Here is an 18,135-nt window from a genome sequence, read left to right on the forward strand (position 1 = left end):
CCCACGCCAAAGGCCTGTACTCAGCCTGCGGCCGCCGTCTTTGTTGTTCATGAGCGTCCCCTCAGGCGGCGTCGAACGACCAGAAGACGCCGAGTTCGTTCTCGGACAACGCGACCAGACCTACGTCCCAGTCGTGCTCACTGAACGGGTCACAGCCGGCGATGGGCTGGTAGAAGTCCGGTGGGTCACCCGCCCCGTACCAACCGTTGGTGAAGAACTGGGCATTCGGAGCAGGGAAACGGCCCAGGAGCACCCGCGCCTTCTCTTCGAGCCCGGGGCGACGATCCTCGAGTCCCGGTTCCCTGGTGACATCCAGCCAGTTGGTCGAAATCGCGACCAGAAGGTGCTCGGCCGAGGAGCGGGGAATGGTCCGGAGTCTGGACCGCCAGCCGGGGTCCGCCGGCCGGAAAGGCACGAGCCGGTCCGGGCTCCATTCCTCGTCGCCCTCCTCATAGAACTCCAGTGACTTCCAGGAACGCGGGTCGGTTGCCTCCTTGCGAAGCAGGGCGGCGGCGTCCAGCACCCAGTCCTCGTGGTGGTGGGGTCCCACAGCGACGATCGAGTACCGCCGCTCGTACATGGTCAGGGCGTCCGCCCAGGCTGCGGTGTCTGGCGCTGTCATCGGCTCTTCCGGGGGAGGGGATTCGGTCGGCGCCGTGGGCGTCACTGAGGGCTCCATCCCATTTTGGCGTCCGCTACTTCGGCATAGAGGTAACGACGGCGAAGGGCGGGCTCAGGCTGCTGTCGTACTTGAGGCGAGTCTGCACGCCGTATGCGTCGGTCACCGGCGTCGGGTAGCCGTTGGCTCGAGAGCGAGGCCGACGCCATGCGTCACAACGCCAAGTTCGAACGGATCGCCAGGAGCGGGCTCGCCCTGCACGACTCCGTCGCCCTGATCGAACGCATCCGCAAGGAGCTCTGAGCCGTGCCGCACTTCGAGTTCGTCAAGTCCAGCCACAGCAGCGGGAACGGCGAGTGTGTCGAAGTCGCCCGCAACATCCCCGGCACCGTCGCCGTCCGCGACTCCAAGGACGCGGAGGGATCCGTACTCCAGCTCGCCGCCTCTGCGTGGGCGGCGTTCACGGTCTACGCGAGGGGCGCCCGTAGGTAAGCAGTAAGCACCTCACCGCTCGGGCTCTGCCAGATCGGCCAGAACGAGGGACACGGTCTCCGATGGGCGTAGCGACGCCGTCCTGCCGCCGTACAGCATGACGATGCGGGAGTCGCGCATCCCACCGGGGAAGCGCGACTCCCGCCCTCGTCAGGTCAGTCGGCTGCTGTCGGGGAGGGGGCCGTAGTCGTCCGCCGCCTGTCCGACGTAGGCACGCATCACCTGGTCGGGGGCGGCCTTCGGGGACATGGTCGAAGGATGCCCTCAAAGGGCCCACTGCTCGCCAGCAGTGGGCCCCTGCTGCATACCGGTGTCCCGTCGGGTCAGTCCCGCTGGGCTCCCGACGGCAGCGTGCGCAGTTGCATCGTGCTCGCTGTGCTGCTGCCGAAGGCGTAGTCCATCAGCTTCGCGGCGTCCGTGAAGCGGTACTGGTCGTTGAGGAGTACGCCGATGACCGTCTTGCCGTCACGGGTTCCGGCGAAGACGAGGCAGGGGCCGGCCGGGGTGTTGGTGCCCGTCTTCACGCCGATCGCGCCGCTGTAGGAGCCCAGCAGCTGGTTGGTGTTGTACCAGGTGTACGTGCGGGTGCCGCCGGTGCTCGTCGTCGCGTACTGGACTGTCTTCGGCTTCTTCACGATGCCGGCGAACGTCGACCACGTCATCGCGCTGCGCGTGAGCTTGGCCAGGTCGCGCGGCGTCGTGTAGTTCGTGTTCTGCGTCGAGTTGCCGTCGAACGAGTCGAAGTGCGTGTTGGTCAGGCCGAGGGCCTCGGCCTTCTTGTTCATTTTGGCGATGAAGTTCTTGGTGCGGGCCGCGACCGTCGTGCCGGTGCCGAACTTGTCCGCGAGGGCCATCGCGGCGTCGCAGCCGGACGGCAGCATCATCGCGTGCAGCAGCTGGCGGACGGTGACCTTGTCGCCGGTCCTCAGGTCCGCGGTGCTCGCGCCCTTGGCGGCGACGTAGTCCCGGTAGGCCTGCTTGATGGTGACCTTGGTGTCCAGGTTCACGTCCGGGATGGCCAGCACGACCCGGGCCGTCATGATCTTGGTGGTGCTCGCCATCGGCCGCTTGGTGTCGGCGTACTTGCTGTAGAGCGTGGAGCCCGTCGCACTGTTGAGCATGAATGCGCCCTTGGCGCTGACCGTGGGCGCGGTCGCCGCCTGGGCGGGTGCCGTCAGGGCGCCGCCCGCGACCAGTGCGCCGGTGGTGGCGACGACGGCTGCGGCTCTGCGGAAACGTACGCCCTTGATGCCGGTTATCACTATGAACGCTCCGAGTGTGCGAAATGCCCGGTAAGGCATCTGCGATGTGGTGGGGGAGGCTCTGAGGAGACTCGCGAGGAGCGTTCAGGGATGTACGGACCGGCATAACGAAATCACTACAGCGGCACGGAACTTGCAAGGGGGCGGCCGCCGTCGAGCGTCCGCCCCCTTGCCGGTGAGCCGGTGGTCCTGGCCGTCAGCCCAGGCTGGTGAAGCCGTAGTTCATGAGCTTCTTCGCGTCCGTCTCGCGCTGGGCGATCGAGGAGGAGGCGAGCACCGTGCCGATGACCGTCTTGCCGTTCCGGGTGGCGGCGAAGACGAGGCAGTACTTGGCCTCCGGGCCGGAACCGGTCTTCACGCCGATCGCGCCGCTGTAGGTGCCGAGCAGGCCGTTGGTGTTCTTCCACGGCGCCATCGTGCGGACGCTGCCGGTCTTGGTGATCGTCTTCGCCGTGTACTGCTTCGTCTTGACGATCGTGCGGAACGTGGAGTTCTTCATCGCGCTGCTGGCGAGTTTCGTCAGGTCGCGCGGCGTTGAGTAGTTCGCCCCGTTGCCGATGCCGTCGAAGGAGTCGAAGTGGGTGTTCGTCAGGCCGAGGTTCTTCGCGGTGGTGTTCATCTTGCCGATGAACGACTTCACGCGTGCGGCCCGCGTCGAGCCCGTGCCGAACTTGTCGGCGAGCGCGTAGGCGGCGTCGCAGCCCGACGGCAGCATCAGGCCGTACAGCAGTTGGCGCACGGTGACCTTGTCGCCGACGATCAGCTTGGCGTTGGAGGCCCAGTTGTTGTCGACGATGTAGTCGCTGTAGGCCTTCTGGATCGTGACCTTGGCGTCGAGGTTGAGGTTCGGCTGCGAGAGCACGACCTTCGCGGTCATGATCTTGGTGGTGGAGCCGGTGGAGCGCCTGGTGTCCGCTGCCTTCGTGTACAGCGTCCTGCCGTTCGCGTTGTTCATGACGTAGCCGCCCTTGGCCACGATCGAGGGCGCGGCGGCGGCCTGCGCGGGTGCAGCGGAGAAGGCACCGGCCGCGAGCATGGCGCCGGTGGTCACGGCGACGGCAGTGGCTCTGCGGATACGGGTGCCCTGAATGCCGGTTGTCAACTGAAATACCCCGATTGCGTTGTATGCCCCTGGTGTGCGGCCGAGTTGTGGTCAATGGTCCGAAGGTCAAAGAGCCGCAGGTGTGTGACGCGTAAGTAGCACAGAAGGTTGTGCGGCGGATGGGGCGGGTCCGCTCACGTCCGCATGCTGGACGGGACTCCGTATGCGTACGTGATGTATCTATCCTGTGGGCATGTCCCTGGCCGTGAAGCAACCGCCCGCCGCCGACCGCGTCTACCACCACGTCAAACAAGGGGTACTGGACCGCCGTTACGAGGGCGGGACCCTGCTCACCGAGGGCGAGCTGGCCGATGCCGTCGGGGTCTCCCGCACCCCGGTGCGCGAGGCGCTGCTCCGGCTGGAGGTCGAGGGTCTGATCAAGCTGTACCCGAAGAAGGGCGCCCTCGTACTGCCCGTGTCCGCGCAGGAGATCGCGGACGTCGTCGAGACCCGGCTGCTGGTGGAGGAGCACGCGGCCCGCAAGGCCGTACCCGCACCGCCCGGACTCATCGAGCGGCTCGAGGAACTGCTCGCACGGCAGAAGGAGCAGGCCGCCGCAGGGGACCTGGCTGCGGCCGCGGTCACCGACCGCTGCTTCCACGCCGAGATCGTCCGCAGCGGCGGCAACGAGATCCTCTCCCGGCTCTACGACCAACTCCGCGACCGGCAGCTGCGGATGGGCGTCGCCGTCATGCACTCCCACCCCGACCGGATCGCGAAGACCCTCACCGAACACGAGGAGATCCTGCAGGCGCTGCGCTCCGGGGACGCCGACGCGGCCGTCGGGGTCGTCCACCGGCACATCGGTTGGTTCTCGCACCTCGCCCGGGGTGAGGTCCGATGAGCGGGGCCGCCCTCCCGGGCGATCCGCCCGGCGGCCGGCGCGCCATCGCCGTCTGGGGCATAGGCGTCGCCGTCTACTTCGTCGCCGTCATCTTCCGTACGTCCCTGGGGGTCGCCGGCCTCGATGCCGCCGACCGCTTCGACGTGGGCGCCTCCGCGCTGTCGACGTTCTCGATCCTCCAGCTCCTCGTCTACGCCGGCATGCAGATACCCGTCGGCCTGCTGGTCGACCGGTTCGGCACCAAGAAGGTGCTGGGGATGGGCGTCGTGCTGTTCACGGCGGGCCAGCTGGGCTTCGCGTTCTCCCCCACGTACGGGATGGCCCTTGCGTCGCGGGCGCTGCTGGGCTGCGGCGACGCGATGACGTTCATCAGCGTGCTGCGGCTGGGCAGCCGGTGGTTCCCGGCCCGGCGCGGGCCGCTGATCGCGCAGCTCGCCGGGCTGGTCGGCATGGCCGGCAACCTCGTCTCGACGCTCGTCCTCGCCCGGCTGCTGCACGGCATCGGCTGGACGGCCGCGTTCGCGGGCAGCGCGCTCGCCGGGGTCGTGGTCTTCGTCCTCCTGCTGCTGTTCCTGAAGGACCACCCCGAAGGGCACGAGCCGGAGCCGGTACCGCATCAGGGAGTGGCGTACGTACGGCGGCAGATCGCCGCGTCCTGGCGGGAGCCGGGGACTCGGCTCGGGCTGTGGGTGCACTTCACGACCCAGTTCCCGGCGATGGTGTTCCTGCTGCTGTGGGGGCTGCCGTTCCTGGTCGAGGCGCAGGGGCTGTCCCGGGCCACGGCCGGAGAGCTGCTGACCCTGGTCGTGCTGTCGAACATGGCAGTCGGACTGGTGTACGGCCAGATCATCGCCCGGCACCACGGGGCGCGGCTGCCGCTCGCACTCGGCACCATCGGGGCGACCTCGCTGCTGTGGGCCTCGACGCTCGTGTATCCCGCCGAGCATGCGCCGATGTGGCTGCTGATCGTGCTCTGCACGGTGCTCGGCGCGTGCGGGCCGGCCTCGATGATCGGGTTCGACTTCGCACGGCCGGCGAATCCGCCGGAGCGTCAGGGGACGGCGTCCGGAATCACCAACATGGGTGGTTTCGTCGCCTCGATGACCACACTGTTCGCGATCGGCGCGCTGCTCGACGCCACGGACGACGACTACACGGTCGCCTTCTCGTCCGTGTTCGTGCTCCAGGCGCTGGGCATCACCCAGATCCTGCGCCTGCGCAGGCGAGCGGCCCGCCGGGAGCGGGAACGGCTGGTGGCGAGCCGGGTGGAGACGGTGCACGTGCCGGCGTGAGCCGACGTCCGCCAGGTGGCCCGACTCGAACTAGTCCCATTCCTCTCAGGGGGCCGCGCCTGCGGTCCTACGGCGTCACCGTGAAGTTCCGCAGGATCGCCGCCGTCAGGTCCGGGTCGCCCTCCGTCTTCACCCGGTCCGCGACCGCCTCCGGCGTCACCCGGCCGCAGGCCAGGCGGACGTACGTCTCCCAGTCGAGGGTGAGGGTGGCGGCGGGCCCGAGTGCGGGAGCCGTTTCGAGGGTGCCGCGGCCCTGGATGTCGACGCGGATCGTGCGCAGGAACTCGACGGGGCCGTGGACGTCGAAGACGATCGCCGAACTGCGGGGAGCCCCGGCCTTGTTCGCGACGATGTCCGGGAGGGCGGCGAGCAGGACGTCACGGGTGACCTGCGCGCCGGGGGAGTCGAGGTTGCCGGGCCGGCCGACGGCGACGCGCAGGTCCTGCTCGTGCACCCACACGTCGAAGGCGTGGCCCCGCATGGCCTCCTCGAGGGTGAGCTCGGTGCCCAGCGGCCCGCGCACCTTCGTACCGGGGTCGCGCGACTCGTTGCGCAGCTGCCGGTTGCGGCGAATGATCGTGTACTCCAGCTCGGAGGTCATCTCGGGCGCCGTGTGGTGCCGGCGGACGTCGACCTGCATCTCCATGTAGCGCTGGTGGTCGTTCGTGACGTGGAACAGGTCGCGCGGCAGCGTGTGGATGGGGCGCGGGTCGCCGAGCATCTCGCAGTCGAGGCCGATGACATGCGAGACGACGTCACGCACGGACCAGCCCGGGCACGGGGTCCGCCGGTTCCACTCGGCCTCCACAAGCGGCTGTACCAGCTCGGATATCGCTTCGATGGAGTGGGTCCAGGCGTCGGCGTAGGGCTGGAGGGTGGGATGCAGACTCACGGAACGGGACCCCTCGGCGGTCGGGACACGGGCAGGTTGTGGCGGCATTGCCAGTGGGAGATGGCTGCGGTCGGCGGGCCTCTTGAGACGCTAAGTTACGCTGCTGTGAGGCACCCCGGCAGTGCTTTCGTGTGACGATCGTAGGCCCGTGTGGACGGCTCGAATGCCAGGACGGTGGTAGTGTGCGCGCCTCTCTGATCCAGATCACCGTAGACGAGGGCGAATCGGTCGATTCGCGCCGGCGCCGGGCCGCCTCGCTCGTACGGGAACAGGCCGGTGCGGACCTGGTCGTGCTGCCGGAGCTGTGGACCACCGGGGCGTTCGCCTACGAGGAGTTCGCCCGGGAGGCCGAGCCGCTCGAGGGGCCGACGCACGAGGCCATGGCGAAGGCCGCGAGCGACGCGGGCGTGTGGCTGCACGCGGGCTCGATTCCGGAGCGGGGTGAGATCGACGGCGTCCCGGCCGCGGGCGAGGGGCCGCTGTACAACACGTCGCTCGTCTTCTCTCCTTCCGGTGATCTGGTCGCCGCCTACCGCAAGATCCACCGCTTCGGCTTCGACAAGGGCGAGGCCGTGCTGATGGGCGCGGGCGACGAGCTGGTGACGGTCCGCATGCCGGGCGTGACGACGCTCGGTCTGGCGACCTGCTACGACCTCCGTTTCCCCGAACTCTTCCGTGGGCTCGTCGACGCCGGTGCCGAGACCTTTGTGATCCCGGCGGGCTGGCCGGAGCGCAGGCGCTCCCACTGGACGCTGCTGGCTCAGGCGCGGGCGGTGGAGAACCAGGCGTTCGTCCTCGCATGTGGAACGGCCGGGACACATGCGGGAGTTCCGCAGGCCGGTCACTCGATCGTGGTGGATCCATGGGGAACGGTCCTGGCGGAGGCCGGCCGCGGCGAAGAGGTCCTCACCGTGGAGCTCGACCACGGCAAGGTGGCCCAGACCCGGGAGCAGTTCCCGGCCCTGAAGGACCGCGTGCTCGGCCTCACGACGCCGCGCCACCGCCGTTAGTCGTCTAGTCGTGGTCCTCCCGTTCCTTCTCCGCCAGGTGGATCACGCACACCGTCACCGCGATCAGCAATGCCGGATCCGCGTCGTCCCGGACGACGTCCACGCCGTACGTGTCCCGGACGTGCAGCCACCGCCGGGAGATGACCGCGAGCAGCTCACCGTCGTACTCGACGGCGAACTCGCGGTCGGCGATCTTGCCGCTGACATCGAGCTCCGTGCCGTCCACCAACGTCACCCGATAGTGGTTGCGCAGCAACGACAGCCGCTTCCGCCTGATCCGCGCGAGCGGCTCGCCGTCCCGCTCGATGAGCATCGTGTCCCGCAGGGCGAACATCTTCTGACGGATGTCGATCAGCACCCGCCCCTGGGTGTCCTTCAGCTCGAAGGTGTCCCGCAGCCGGATCGCCTTGCCGTCGACGAGGAACACCTTGTTGCCGTGGTCGTCCTCGATCCAGTAGTCGTCACCGAAGGAGAGGAGCCGGTCGCGTACGAGGAATCTCATGACATCACCGGTTCCCCGCCGGCCGGCCCGAAACGCCGCCGGTAGGCCGAGGGGCTCAGCGCGGTACGACGTTCGCGCCGGGGTGTTTGTCAGTGGCGGGTGGCACTCTTGATCCATGACCGATTCCTCCCCGGCCCCGACTCGCCGCCGCGCCCGTGTCCGTGCCCCCGAGCTGATCGGCAAGGGCGGCTGGCTGAACACGGGCGGGAAGCAGTACGGCCTCGCCGACCTGCGCGGACGCATCGTCATCCTCGATTTCTGGACGTTCTGCTGTGTGAACTGCCTGCATGTCCTGGACGAGCTGCGCGAGCTCGAGGACAAGCACCGGGACACGGTCGTGGTCATCGGGGTGCACTCGCCGAAGTTCGTGCACGAGGCGGAGCATCAGGCGGTGATCGACGCCGTCGAGCGGTACGGCGTCGAGCATCCCGTCCTCGACGACCCCGAGCTCGCGACCTGGAAGCAGTACGCGGTGCGGGCCTGGCCGACGCTCGTGGTGATCGACCCCGAGGGGTACGTCGTCGCGCAGCATGCCGGTGAGGGGCATGTGCACGCCATCGAGCGGCTGGTGACCGAGCTGGAGGCGGAGCACGCCGCGAAGGGCACGCTGCGGCGCGGGGACGGGCCGTACGTGGCGCCGGAGCCGGAGCCGACGGTGTTGCGGTTCCCTGGGAAGGCGGTGCTGCTGCCGAGCGGGAACTTCCTGGTCAGCGACACGACGCGGCATCAGCTCGTGGAGCTGGAGGCCGATGGTGAGTCCGTCGTACGGCGCATCGGGTCCGGTGTCCGCGGCCTCTCCGACGGCACGGCGGACACGGCCGCCTTCAACGAGCCGCAGGGTCTCGCCCTCCTCGACGACGGCTCGGTCGTTGTCGCCGACACCGTGAACCACGCCCTCCGGCGGCTGGACCTCACATCCGGTGAGGTCACGACCTTCGCGGGCACCGGCAGGCAGTGGATGCAGGGCGACGCCACGTCCGGCCCCGGCCGCGAGGTGAACCTCTCCTCCCCCTGGGACGTCGCCTGGTGGCAGGGCAAGGTCTGGATCGCCATGGCCGGCGTCCACCAGCTGTGGACGTACGATCCCGCCGACGGCACCGTCTCCGTCGCCGCCGGCACCACCAACGAGGGCCTGGTCGACGGCCCCCTCGCAGAGGCCTGGTTCGCGCAGCCGTCCGGCCTCGCGGCCACGCCCGACCGGCTGTGGCTGGCCGACTCCGAGACGTCGGCGCTCCGCTGGGTCGACCCCGACGGCACCGTCCACACCGCCGTCGGCACCGGCCTGTTCGACTTCGGTCACCGCGACGGCGCCGCCGAACAGGCCCTGTTCCAGCACCCGTTGGGCGTGACCGCGCTCCCCGACGGATCCGTCGCTGTCAGCGACACCTACAACCACGCCCTGCGCCGCTACGACCCCACCACCGGCGAAGTGACGACGCTGGCCACGGATCTGCGCGAGCCGAGTGACGCGGTCCTGGTCGGCGACGACATCGTGGTCGTCGAGTCGGCCCGGCACCGGCTGACCCGCCTGCGCCTCCCCGAGGAGGCGGTCCGCGTCGAGGCGGTCGCGCACCGCACCCAGCGCGCGGCCACCGATGTCGCTCCTGGGCGTCTGAGGCTGGACGTGATCTTCCAGGCCCCGGCAGGCCAGAAGCTCGACACCCGGTACGGCCCCTCGACCCGCCTGCTGGTCTCGTCCACACCTCCCGAGCTGCTGGTGGACGGTGAGGGTGCGGGGACCGATCTCTCCCGTGCCCTGGAGCTCAACCCCGCGGTCCCGGAGGGCGTCCTGCACGTCTCCGCGATGGCGGCGTCCTGCGACGACGACCCTTCCAACGAGTACCCCGCCTGCCACGTCCACCAGCAGGACTGGGGCGTCCCGGTCCGTCTCACCGAGTCGGGAACGGACCGCCTGCCGCTGGTCCTGGCCGGCTTGGACGCCTGACCCTGCGGGGGCTCACACGCCGTACCCGTCGCTGTACCCGTCCCGCCGATGGTGGTGCCGCTCCTCCACGACCGGTGTCGCGGGTGGCACCACCACTCGCCTGCGCCGGGCGATGCTGCTGAAGGTCGTCACGCCGATCAGGCCCACGATCATCAGGATCACGCCGACCAGGTCGAGGTTGACCCCCTCCATGTCCCAGTCGGTAGCGAATGTGAGGATGGCTCCCACGGCGATGAGGATGATGCACCCGCCGAGGCTCATGAGTTGTCGCCTCCCTGTCCGGTCCGGTCGTTCCGGTCGGGGGCGGGTACCCGGCCCGACGGGCGTTACCCCTCCAGGAAGGCCACCAGCGCGTTGGCAAGGAGGAACGGATCTTCCACCCCGCACAACTCCCGCGCGCTGTGCATCGACAGGATCGCCACCCCGATGTCCACCGTCCTGATGCCATGCCGCGCCGCCGTGATCGGGCCGATCGTCGTGCCGCAGGGCATGGAGTTGTTGGAGACGAAGGACTGGAACGGGACGTTCGCCTTCTCGCAGGCCGCTGCCCAGATCGCACGGCCCGAACCGTCGGTCGCGTAGCGGTTGTTGACGTTGACCTTCAGGATCGGCCCGCCGTTGACGCGCGGGTGGTGCGTCGGGTCGTGGCGCTCCGCGTAGTTGGGGTGGACCGCGTGGCCCGTGTCGGAGGACAGGCAGACCGTTCCCGCAAACGCCCTCGCCCGGTCCTCGTACGACCCTCCTCGCGCGAACACCGAACGCTCCAGCACGCCGCCGAGCAGCGGTCCGTCCGCGCCGGTGTCCGACTGGGAGCCGTTCTCCTCGTGGTCGAAGGCGGCGAGGACCGGGATGTACGGCAGTCCCTCACCGCCCGTGGCCACCGCGGTCAGTGCCGCGACGCCCGCGTGCACCGACAGCAGGTTGTCCATGCGCGGGCCCGCCACCAGCTCCTTGTCCCGGCCCAGGTACGCCGGCGGCTCCACGGAGTGCACCATCAGGTCCCAGCCGGTGACCTCGCCCGCCGGGATCCCGGACTCGGACTCCAGGAAGGCGATGAGGTCGCCGTCGCGGACGTCGTTGCCGAGGCCCCAGATCGGCTGGAGGTGGCGCTGCTTGTCGAGCTTGAGGCCCTCCGACGACACCGAGCGGTCCAGGTGGATCGCGAGCTGGGGGACGCGCAGCAGCGGGCGGTCGACGTTCACTAGGCGGGTCGTGCCGTCGCGCAGGGCGAGGCGGCCGGCCAGGCCCAGGTCGCGGTCCAGCCAGGAGTTCAGGAGCGGGCCGCCGTAGATCTCGACCGCCACCTGCCGCCAGCCGTGCGCCCCCGTGTCGGGCAGCGGCTTGACCCGCAGGTTGGGCGAGTCGGTGTGCGCGCCGACGATGCGGAACGGCGTGTGCGGGGCCGCGCCCTCGGGGACGTACCACGCCACGATCGCGCCACCGCGCAGCACGAACCTGCCGCCGCTCCCCGCGGCGGAAGCCGCTGATGTCACCGCGTCCCAGGCGTCCGTCTCCGCGACCTGCCGGAAGCCGGCCTTCTCCAGCCGCTCGGCGGCGTTCGCCACGGCGTGGTACGGCGAGGGGCTCGCCGCCAGGAAGGACATCAGGTCGTCGGTGTGACCGCGATCGAAGCGGAAAGGTTCGCTCATGGGTTCACCTTAACGACGTACGAGGGCCCGCTCCCGGCAAAGGGGAGCGGGCCCTCGTGAGGAAGGTGTGGACGGGGACTAGAAGGCGGCCTCGTCCAGCTCCATCAGGTCCAGCTCGACGTTCTCCGACAGCTTGCGGGCCAGCGTCACGCCGGGCAGCACGGTGGCCGCGAAGAACTTCGCCGCCGCGATCTTGCCGGTGTAGAACGCCTTGTCCTTGGCGGAGGCCGACTGAAGCTTCTCGGCGGCGATCGCGGCGCCCTTCAGCAGCAGGTAGCCGACGATCACGTCACCGGAGGCCATCAGCAGGCGGGTGGTGTTCAGGCCCACCTTGTAGATGTTCTTGACGTCCTGCTCGGTGGCGGCGAGGTCGGTCAGCATCAGGCCGACGATCGCCTCCAGCTCGACGGCCGCCTTGGCCAGCTGCTCGCGGGCGCCGGACAGCTCCTCGCCGCCGGTGCCGAGGGCGAGGAACTTCTTGATGTCCTCGGCGAGGGAGTTCAGCGCGGCGCCCTGGTTGCGGACGATCTTCCGGAAGAAGAAGTCCTGACCCTGGATGGCCGTGGTGCCCTCGTACAGGGTGTCGATCTTGGAGTCGCGGATGTACTGCTCGATCGGGTACTCCTGCAGGAAGCCGGAGCCGCCGAAGGTCTGCAGCGACTGGGCGAGCTGCTCGTAGCCCTTCTCGGAGCCGTAGCCCTTGACGATCGGCAGGAGGAGGTCGTTGAGCGCGTGCTCCGTCGACGCGTCCTCGCCCGCCGCCTCCTTGACCGCGATCGCGTCCTGGACGGAGGCCGTGTAGAGGACGAGGGCGCGCATGCCCTCGGCGTACGCCTTCTGCGTCATCAGCGAGCGGCGCACGTCGGGGTGGTGCGTGATGGTGACCTTGGGCGCGGTCTTGTCCATGAAGTTCGCCAGGTCGGGGCCCTGGACCCGCTCCTTGGCGTACTCGAGGGCGTTGAGGTAGCCCGTCGACAGGGTGGAGATCGCCTTCGTGCCGACCATCATGCGGGCGAACTCGATGATGCGGAACATCTGGCGGATGCCGTCGTGCTTGTCGCCGATCAGCCAGCCCTTGGCGGGGTGCTGGTCGCCGAACGTCATCTCGCAGGTGTTGGAGGCCTTCAGGCCCATCTTGTGCTCGACGTTGGTGGCGTAGACGCCGTTGCGCTCGCCCAGCTCGCCGGTCTCGAAGTCGAAGAGGTACTTCGGGACGAGGAAGAGGGACAGGCCCTTGGTGCCCGGACCGGCACCTTCCGGCCGCGCGAGCACGTAGTGGAGGATGTTCTCCGACATGTCGTGCTCACCGGACGTGATGAAGCGCTTCACGCCCTCGATGTGCCAGGAGCCGTCCTCCTGCTGGACCGCCTTGGTGCGCCCGGCGCCCACGTCGGAACCCGCGTCGGGCTCGGTGAGGACCATCGTCGAGCCCCACTGCTTCTCGACGGCGATCTGCGCGATCTGCTTCTGGACCTCGTTGCCCTCGTCGAAGAGGATCCCGGCGAAGGCCGGGCCCGAGGAGTACATCCACACGGCCGGGTTGGCGCCCAGGATCAGCTCCGCGTACGACCAGATCAGCGACGGGGGAGCCGTCGTACCGCCGATGGCCTCGGGCAGGCCGAGGCGCCAGTACTCGGAGTCCATGAAGGCCTGGTAGCTCTTCTTGAACGTCTCCGGGACCGGAGCGGTGTTGGTCTCCGGGTCGAAGACCGGCGGGTTGCGGTCGGCGTCCGCAAAGGACTCGGCCAGCTCGTTCTCCGCGAGCCGGGTGAGCTCGTCGAGGATGCTCTTGGCGGTGTCGACGTCCATCTCCTCGAACGGGCCGGTGCCGTACAGCTTGTCGCGCCCGAGTACTTCGAAGAGGTTGAACTCGATGTCGCGGAGATTCGACTTGTAGTGCCCCATGGCGACGGCTCCGTAGAGAGATCGGCGAGGCACTGGATCCTCGCGCTAGTTCACGTACCAACAAGTAGCTACGATGATGCTACCCGCCAGTAATAAGACGCAACCCCGATCTCTCATCTGTGACGGGTCACACCGGCACCGTGAGCGTCGCCGTGTAGCCCTTCTCGACACTGCCCGTCACCGCAGCCAGCTGCTGGTCGTGGCCGTCGCTGAAGATGTTGTCCGTCTCCAGCGAGAGTTGGCCGAGGTTCTGCACGCTCTGGCTGTAGCCGTCCGTGGCGTACACCGTGTCGCAGACGTCCTTCGGCAGCGCGAGCTGGGAGGTGTTCGTGATCGAGATGGCGGCGGTGGCGTCGTCCAGGCTTCCGTAGACCTCGAAGTGGATGTGCGGCCAGCGTCCGGTGTAGCAGGCCGGGAAGATGCTCCTGAAGGTGACCCGGCCCTTGTCGTCGGTCTCCTGGACGCCGCGCAGATAGTTCTCGTCGGTGACGCCCTCGGAGTACAGGGAGTAGTTGCCGTCCCGGTCGCAGTGCCAGAGGTAGACGGCGGCGCCCTGCTTCGGGGTACCGCAGCCGGAGGCGGCGTCGACGACGGTGAGCGTGATGGCCAGGGGCACGCCCTCGGCGGTGCCGCCGGCCGAGTCGCCGAAGCTGGAGGTGATGTCGCTGCGGACGACGCCGCTCTCCTTGAGGACGTTCACGCCGTTGGAACCGTCGCCGGGGTAGGGGCCGGCGGTCTCGTCCGGGATCGTGGCGCACTCGGTGGACGAGGAGGACGACGCGGACGACGAGGTGGCCGGGCTCGCCGAGTTGCCGGCGGAGGTGTCGTCCTCGGCCGAGCAGCCCAGGAGCGGCACCAGGCTCGCACCCGCCATCAGCCGGATCATCCGGCGGCGGGCGAGGACGGGAAGGTCGTAGGAGAGGCCCCTGTCGTGCTCGTGGGTCTCGTGGCTTTCGTCACGGTGGCGTTTGCTCATGGGGACAGACGCTAGGAGCGGGCGCTGTGGGAAACCAGGACGCTGTCTGTGAACTCCCCATGACTCGGTCGGGCAGGTCCCGCTCTCGGTACGCTTGCGCCCATGTACGGCTACGACCAGAACGCCGGTGCCCAGCAGGGCTACGTCCCCCCGCAGCAGATGCCCGGCGGGTACGGACAGCAGCAGCCGCCGCTGTACCCCGAGCCGTCCCCGCCCTCGCTCGCGGACGCGGTGCGTGCCTTCACCACCGGGCAGATGTCCGCGGAGGACTTCCAGCAGGTCTTCGCGACGTCGAAGGTCTACTGCCCGCGCGGTGACAACCCCGGCTTCCTCGCCCTGCACAACACCCAGCAGCCGGTGATCCCGATGTTCAGCTCGCTGAAGGAGCTGCGCCGGTACGCGGGCAAGGAGTCCAAGTACTTCGTGATCACCGGCGCAGAGGTGATCGACCTGCTGCCGACCGGCTACGGCTTCGTCCTCGACATGGAGGGCGAGCACCGGATGGTCTTCGACGCGAAAGCGGTCGAGGAGATGGTCGATTTCGCGATGCGGCGGATGTACGGCTGAGCGGCCTTGGCGAAGTCCGGTGCGGTACCGCGCGCCGTGAGGGACGTGGGGCTGTATCGATATGCGGCTCCGCCGCGATGGGGGTCCCCCGCTCATGGGGGCCCCCGCGCGGGCGAAGCCGAGCGTGGGGGAGAAGCCGAGAGCGGAGGAGCGACCAGCCCCCCACTCTTCAGCAACTGACGCAACCGACGCCACTGACGACGCACCGTGCAGCAGCGCAGGCCCGGAGGGAATGTCCTCCGGGCCTTCGGCGTTCCGGGTGGCAGGAAGTTCAACGTTCAACTAGACTCGAAGCACAAGGAGGTACCGACATGCCTGCAGTGACCGTCGAGAACCCGCTGACGCTGCCCCGCGTGACCGCACCGGCCGACGCCGTGGCACGCCCCGTGCTCACCGTCACGACCGCGCCGAGCGGTTTCGAAGGTGAGGGCTTCCCGGTGCGCCGGGCGTTCGCCGGGATCAACTACCGCCACCTGGACCCGTTCATCATGATGGACCAGATGGGAGAGGTGGAGTACGCGCCGGGTGAGCCCAAGGGCACCCCCTGGCACCCGCACCGCGGCTTCGAGACCGTCACCTACATCATCGACGGGGTCTTCGACCACCAGGACTCCCATGGCGGTGGCGGCACCATCACCAACGGCGACACCCAGTGGATGACCGCGGGCTCGGGGCTCCTCCACATCGAGGCCCCGCCGGAGCAGCTGGTCATGTCCGGCGGTCTCTTCCACGGTCTGCAGCTGTGGGTGAACCTCCCGGCCAAGGACAAGATGATGCCGCCCAAGTACCAGGACATCCGCGGCGGCAACGTTCAGCTGCTCACCTCCCCCGACGGCGGCGCGCTGCTCCGGGTCATCGCCGGTGAGCTGGACGGCCACCAGGGCCCCGGTGCCACACACACGCCGATCACGATGATCCACGCGACGCTGGCACCGGGCGCGGAGATCACCCTGCCGTGGCGCGAGGACTTCAACGGCCTGGCGTACGTGATGGCGGGCAAGGGCGCGGTAGGTGCGGAGCGCCGCCCGATCCACCTGGGCCAGACGGCGGTCTTCGGCGCCGGCTCCTCGCTGACCGTCCGCGCGGACGAGCAGCAGGATTCGAATACGCCGGACCTCGAGATCGTCCTCCTCGGCGGACAGCCGATCCGCGAGCCGATGGCGCACTACGGGCCGTTCGTGATGAACACCCGCGACGAGCTCCAGCAGGCCTTCGAGGACTTCCAGAAGGGCCGCCTGGGGACCATCCCCGCCGTGCACGGCATGACGGAGGGCGGGCCGAAGGGCTGAGCCTCGGCCGGTTACTGACGTCGTGTCACCCGGGCGGGCTGTTCGCGCAGGACAGCTCGCCCGGGGCGTGATCATCTGGATGGGTGCAGCTGCTTCCCGACTCCGTGCGACGGCTTGCCGCCTGGTGTGCCGTCATTCTGCTTGTTGCCGGGGTGGTGTACGTCGGGATCCTGCTGTGCACCCATCTGCGGGCGGCCGTGGTGCCGGTGCTGCTGGCGCTGCTCGGCACCGCGCTGCTCGGGCCCTTCCACCGGCGGCTCGTCAAGGCCCGGGTCAACCGGTCCGTCGCCGCCGGGCTCACCTGCGTCGCCGTCGTGGCGGTGGTCGGCGGGGCCGTGTACATCGTCGTCGCGGCACTGATCGACAGCGGGGACCAGATCATCGCCTCGCTCAGGGACGCGGCGCGGGGGCTCGCCGAGCACTTCGGGGCGGCCGGGACCTCGCTGGACGACCTGGCGTCCAACGCGCGGGAACTGCTGGGCAGGTTCGGCGGGACGGCCGCCTCCGGAGTCATCAGCGGGGTCAGCGTCGTCGGCGAGACCATCGCCATTGCCGTACTGGCGCTGCTGCTCGTCTTCTTCTTCCTGCGGGACTCCGACCGGGCCACCGGCACCCTGCGCGCGCTCGCCCCGCACGGAACCGCCGACACCTTGGAGGCCATGGCGCGGCGGGCCTACCGGGCCGTCGAGGGGTTCATGCGCGGGACCACCTTCATCGCCTTCATCGACGCCGTGTGCATCACCGTCGGCCTGCTGATCCTGGACGTGCCGGGCGCCGTGGGACTGGGGGCGCTGGTCTTCGTCGGCGCCTACATCCCCTACCTCGGCGCCTTCATCTCCGGGGCGGTCGCCGTGCTGGTCGCGCTCGCCGACCGGGGCTTCGTCATCGCGCTGTGGGCGCTCGGGGTGGTGCTCGCCGTGCAGGTGCTGGAGGGGCATGTGCTCCAGCCGATGATCCAGAGCCGGACGGTACGTATGCATCCGGCGGCGGTCATGCTGGCCATCACCGCGGGCGCGTCCGTCGCCGGAATCCTCGGGATGCTGCTGGCGGTACCGCTCACTGCCGCCGCCTTCGGGGTCCTGCACGAACTACGGGCGCGGTACGAAACGCCGCCCGAACCGGAGCAGTCGGAGGCCTAGCGTGCACGATCACACGGGCGGCGCAGCGGCCGCCGTCGTCGAGGCCGCGTTCCGGTACTACCGGGCGCAGGACCGCGAGGCGGCAGTTCTGCTCTACGCCGACGACTTCACCTTCACCAGTCCGCAGGACGACCACATCGACAAGGACGCGTTCTTCGAGCGGTGCTTTCCCACCGCCGACCGGCTCAGGGAACAGCGGTTGCTGAAGGTGACACCCGCGGATCCGGAGCTCGTGTTCGCGTACTACGAGTACGAGCTCCCCACAGGCGAGAGGTACCGCAACGTGGAGGCGATCACCGTACGCGACGGGCTCATCCGGGACGTGCGGGTCTTCTTCGGCGGCCGGGAGTGACTCAGGCGGGGTGTCCGTCGGACTCGTACACCTCGAACCAGGTGCTCTTGCCCTCGCCCCGCGGGTCCACTCCCCATGCGTCCGCCAGCATCTCGATCAGCATCAGCCCCCGCCCGGAGGACGCCAGCTCCCCGGGCCGGCGCTTGTGCGGCAGGTCGTCGCTCGCGTCGGTGACCTCCACCCGCATCCGCCGCCCGGCCGGCTCCCCGGTGACCTCGGCGACCAGGAGCGCGTCGGCGTCGGTGTGCACGAGGACGTTGGTGAGCATCTCGGACAGCAGCAGCACCGCGGTGTCCAC

General features: G+C 69.2%; 19 protein-coding genes. 9 read left to right on the forward strand and 10 right to left on the reverse strand.

The window, feature by feature from the left end; translation table 11 throughout:
- Positions 1-61: 61 nt before the first annotated feature.
- Positions 62-622, reverse strand: coding sequence for a hypothetical protein (locus ACTWQJ_RS05590; protein ID WP_443305488.1), 561 nt, complete (start codon positions 620-622; stop codon positions 62-64).
- 303 nt (positions 623-925) lie between these two features.
- Here ACTWQJ_RS05590 and ACTWQJ_RS05595 point away from each other — a divergent pair, with 303 nt between their 5' ends.
- On the forward strand, positions 926-1,111 hold the full coding sequence (locus tag ACTWQJ_RS05595; RefSeq protein ID WP_443305489.1) for a DUF397 domain-containing protein: 186 nt from the start codon (positions 926-928) through the stop codon (positions 1,109-1,111).
- 323 nt (positions 1,112-1,434) lie between these two features.
- Here ACTWQJ_RS05595 and ACTWQJ_RS05600 read toward each other — a convergent pair whose 3' ends face one another.
- Positions 1,435-2,373, reverse strand: coding sequence for a D-alanyl-D-alanine carboxypeptidase family protein (locus ACTWQJ_RS05600; RefSeq protein ID WP_443305490.1), 939 nt, complete (start codon positions 2,371-2,373; stop codon positions 1,435-1,437).
- Between the two features lie 196 nt (positions 2,374-2,569).
- Positions 2,570-3,475, reverse strand: coding sequence for a D-alanyl-D-alanine carboxypeptidase family protein (locus tag ACTWQJ_RS05605; RefSeq protein WP_443305491.1), 906 nt, complete (start codon positions 3,473-3,475; stop codon positions 2,570-2,572).
- 193 nt (positions 3,476-3,668) lie between these two features.
- Between ACTWQJ_RS05605 and ACTWQJ_RS05610 the strand changes: the two genes are divergently transcribed.
- A complete protein-coding gene (locus ACTWQJ_RS05610; protein WP_443305492.1) occupies positions 3,669-4,319 on the forward strand; it encodes a GntR family transcriptional regulator in 651 nt (216 codons plus the stop codon).
- Positions 4,316-5,611 carry an MFS transporter gene (locus ACTWQJ_RS05615; protein WP_443305493.1) on the forward strand — a complete coding sequence of 432 codons (1,296 nt, stop codon included), beginning with the start codon at positions 4,316-4,318 and terminating at the stop codon, positions 5,609-5,611. The genes ACTWQJ_RS05610 and ACTWQJ_RS05615 overlap by 4 nt, the downstream gene beginning before the upstream one ends.
- A gap of 67 nt (positions 5,612-5,678) precedes the next feature.
- Here ACTWQJ_RS05615 and ACTWQJ_RS05620 read toward each other — a convergent pair whose 3' ends face one another.
- On the reverse strand, positions 5,679-6,503 hold the full coding sequence (locus ACTWQJ_RS05620; RefSeq protein WP_443305494.1) for a maleylpyruvate isomerase family mycothiol-dependent enzyme: 825 nt from the start codon (positions 6,501-6,503) through the stop codon (positions 5,679-5,681).
- Between the two features lie 182 nt (positions 6,504-6,685).
- Here ACTWQJ_RS05620 and ACTWQJ_RS05625 point away from each other — a divergent pair, with 182 nt between their 5' ends.
- The gene (locus tag ACTWQJ_RS05625; RefSeq protein WP_443305495.1) at positions 6,686-7,513 is read left to right on the forward strand and encodes a carbon-nitrogen family hydrolase; all 828 of its coding nucleotides are present in this window, start codon (positions 6,686-6,688) and stop codon (positions 7,511-7,513) included.
- Between the two features lie 4 nt (positions 7,514-7,517).
- Here ACTWQJ_RS05625 and ACTWQJ_RS05630 read toward each other — a convergent pair whose 3' ends face one another.
- Positions 7,518-8,015: an LURP-one-related/scramblase family protein gene (locus tag ACTWQJ_RS05630; protein ID WP_443305496.1), complete on the reverse strand. Its 498-nt coding sequence runs from the start codon at positions 8,013-8,015 to the stop codon at positions 7,518-7,520.
- Positions 8,016-8,130: 115 nt separating this feature from the next.
- Between ACTWQJ_RS05630 and ACTWQJ_RS05635 the strand changes: the two genes are divergently transcribed.
- The gene (locus ACTWQJ_RS05635; RefSeq protein WP_443305497.1) at positions 8,131-9,960 is read left to right on the forward strand and encodes an NHL domain-containing thioredoxin family protein; all 1,830 of its coding nucleotides are present in this window, start codon (positions 8,131-8,133) and stop codon (positions 9,958-9,960) included.
- A 12-nt stretch (positions 9,961-9,972) separates the two neighbouring features.
- On the opposite strand, the gene ACTWQJ_RS05640 is transcribed toward ACTWQJ_RS05635, so the two are convergent.
- From ACTWQJ_RS05640 to ACTWQJ_RS05655, 4 genes are all read right to left on the reverse strand, one after another.
- Positions 9,973-10,221, reverse strand: coding sequence for a DUF6458 family protein (locus tag ACTWQJ_RS05640; protein ID WP_443305498.1), 249 nt, complete (start codon positions 10,219-10,221; stop codon positions 9,973-9,975).
- 65 nt (positions 10,222-10,286) lie between these two features.
- The gene (locus ACTWQJ_RS05645; RefSeq protein WP_443305499.1) at positions 10,287-11,609 is read right to left on the reverse strand and encodes a M18 family aminopeptidase; all 1,323 of its coding nucleotides are present in this window, start codon (positions 11,607-11,609) and stop codon (positions 10,287-10,289) included.
- 78 nt (positions 11,610-11,687) lie between these two features.
- A complete protein-coding gene (locus tag ACTWQJ_RS05650) occupies positions 11,688-13,514 on the reverse strand; it encodes an acyl-CoA dehydrogenase (RefSeq protein ID WP_443305500.1) in 1,827 nt (608 codons plus the stop codon).
- A gap of 127 nt (positions 13,515-13,641) precedes the next feature.
- Positions 13,642-14,490, reverse strand: a complete 849-nt coding sequence (locus ACTWQJ_RS05655) for an intradiol ring-cleavage dioxygenase (protein ID WP_443305501.1) — start codon at positions 14,488-14,490, stop codon at positions 13,642-13,644.
- Between the two features lie 102 nt (positions 14,491-14,592).
- On the opposite strand from ACTWQJ_RS05655, the gene ACTWQJ_RS05660 reads away from it, so the two are divergent.
- From ACTWQJ_RS05660 to ACTWQJ_RS05675, 4 genes are all read left to right on the forward strand, one after another.
- Positions 14,593-15,057, forward strand: a complete 465-nt coding sequence (locus ACTWQJ_RS05660; protein WP_443305502.1) for an SseB family protein — start codon at positions 14,593-14,595, stop codon at positions 15,055-15,057.
- Positions 15,058-15,368: 311 nt separating this feature from the next.
- Entirely contained in the window at positions 15,369-16,346 is a 978-nt protein-coding gene (locus ACTWQJ_RS05665; protein WP_443305503.1) for a pirin family protein, read from the forward strand.
- Between the two features lie 83 nt (positions 16,347-16,429).
- Positions 16,430-17,485: an AI-2E family transporter gene (locus tag ACTWQJ_RS05670; protein ID WP_443305504.1), complete on the forward strand. Its 1,056-nt coding sequence runs from the start codon at positions 16,430-16,432 to the stop codon at positions 17,483-17,485.
- Between the two features lies 1 nt (position 17,486).
- Positions 17,487-17,837 (forward strand): nuclear transport factor 2 family protein, encoded by a 351-nt coding sequence (locus tag ACTWQJ_RS05675; protein ID WP_443305505.1) that lies wholly within the window; start codon positions 17,487-17,489, stop codon positions 17,835-17,837.
- 1 nt (position 17,838) lies between these two features.
- Here the strand turns inward: ACTWQJ_RS05675 and ACTWQJ_RS05680 are convergent.
- Positions 17,839-18,135, reverse strand: a 297-nt coding sequence (locus tag ACTWQJ_RS05680; RefSeq protein WP_443305506.1) for an ATP-binding protein, incomplete at its 5' end; no start/stop codon positions are given.

It is taken from the genome of Streptomyces sp. KR55 (genome assembly GCF_052245645.1).
In the GTDB taxonomy this organism is placed as follows: domain Bacteria; phylum Actinomycetota; class Actinomycetes; order Streptomycetales; family Streptomycetaceae; genus Streptomyces; species Streptomyces flavusporus.

Bases quoted from the DNA above. Each gene is read 5' to 3' on its own strand.
- ACTWQJ_RS05590 (WP_443305488.1), bottom strand. From the start codon at position 622: ATGACAGCGCCAGACACCGCAGCCTGGGCGGACGCCCTGACCATGTAC.
- ACTWQJ_RS05610 (WP_443305492.1), top strand. From the start codon at position 3,669: ATGTCCCTGGCCGTGAAGCAACCGCCCGCCGCCGACCGCGTCTACCAC.
- ACTWQJ_RS05615 (WP_443305493.1), top strand. From the start codon at position 4,316: ATGAGCGGGGCCGCCCTCCCGGGCGATCCGCCCGGCGGCCGGCGCGCC.
- ACTWQJ_RS05630 (WP_443305496.1), bottom strand. From the start codon at position 8,015: ATGAGATTCCTCGTACGCGACCGGCTCCTCTCCTTCGGTGACGACTAC.
- ACTWQJ_RS05635 (WP_443305497.1), top strand. From the start codon at position 8,131: ATGACCGATTCCTCCCCGGCCCCGACTCGCCGCCGCGCCCGTGTCCGT.
- ACTWQJ_RS05640 (WP_443305498.1), bottom strand. From the start codon at position 10,221: ATGAGCCTCGGCGGGTGCATCATCCTCATCGCCGTGGGAGCCATCCTC.
- ACTWQJ_RS05645 (WP_443305499.1), bottom strand. From the start codon at position 11,609: ATGAGCGAACCTTTCCGCTTCGATCGCGGTCACACCGACGACCTGATG.
- ACTWQJ_RS05650 (WP_443305500.1), bottom strand. From the start codon at position 13,514: ATGGGGCACTACAAGTCGAATCTCCGCGACATCGAGTTCAACCTCTTC.
- ACTWQJ_RS05655 (WP_443305501.1), bottom strand. From the start codon at position 14,490: ATGAGCAAACGCCACCGTGACGAAAGCCACGAGACCCACGAGCACGAC.
- ACTWQJ_RS05660 (WP_443305502.1), top strand. From the start codon at position 14,593: ATGTACGGCTACGACCAGAACGCCGGTGCCCAGCAGGGCTACGTCCCC.
- ACTWQJ_RS05665 (WP_443305503.1), top strand. From the start codon at position 15,369: ATGCCTGCAGTGACCGTCGAGAACCCGCTGACGCTGCCCCGCGTGACC.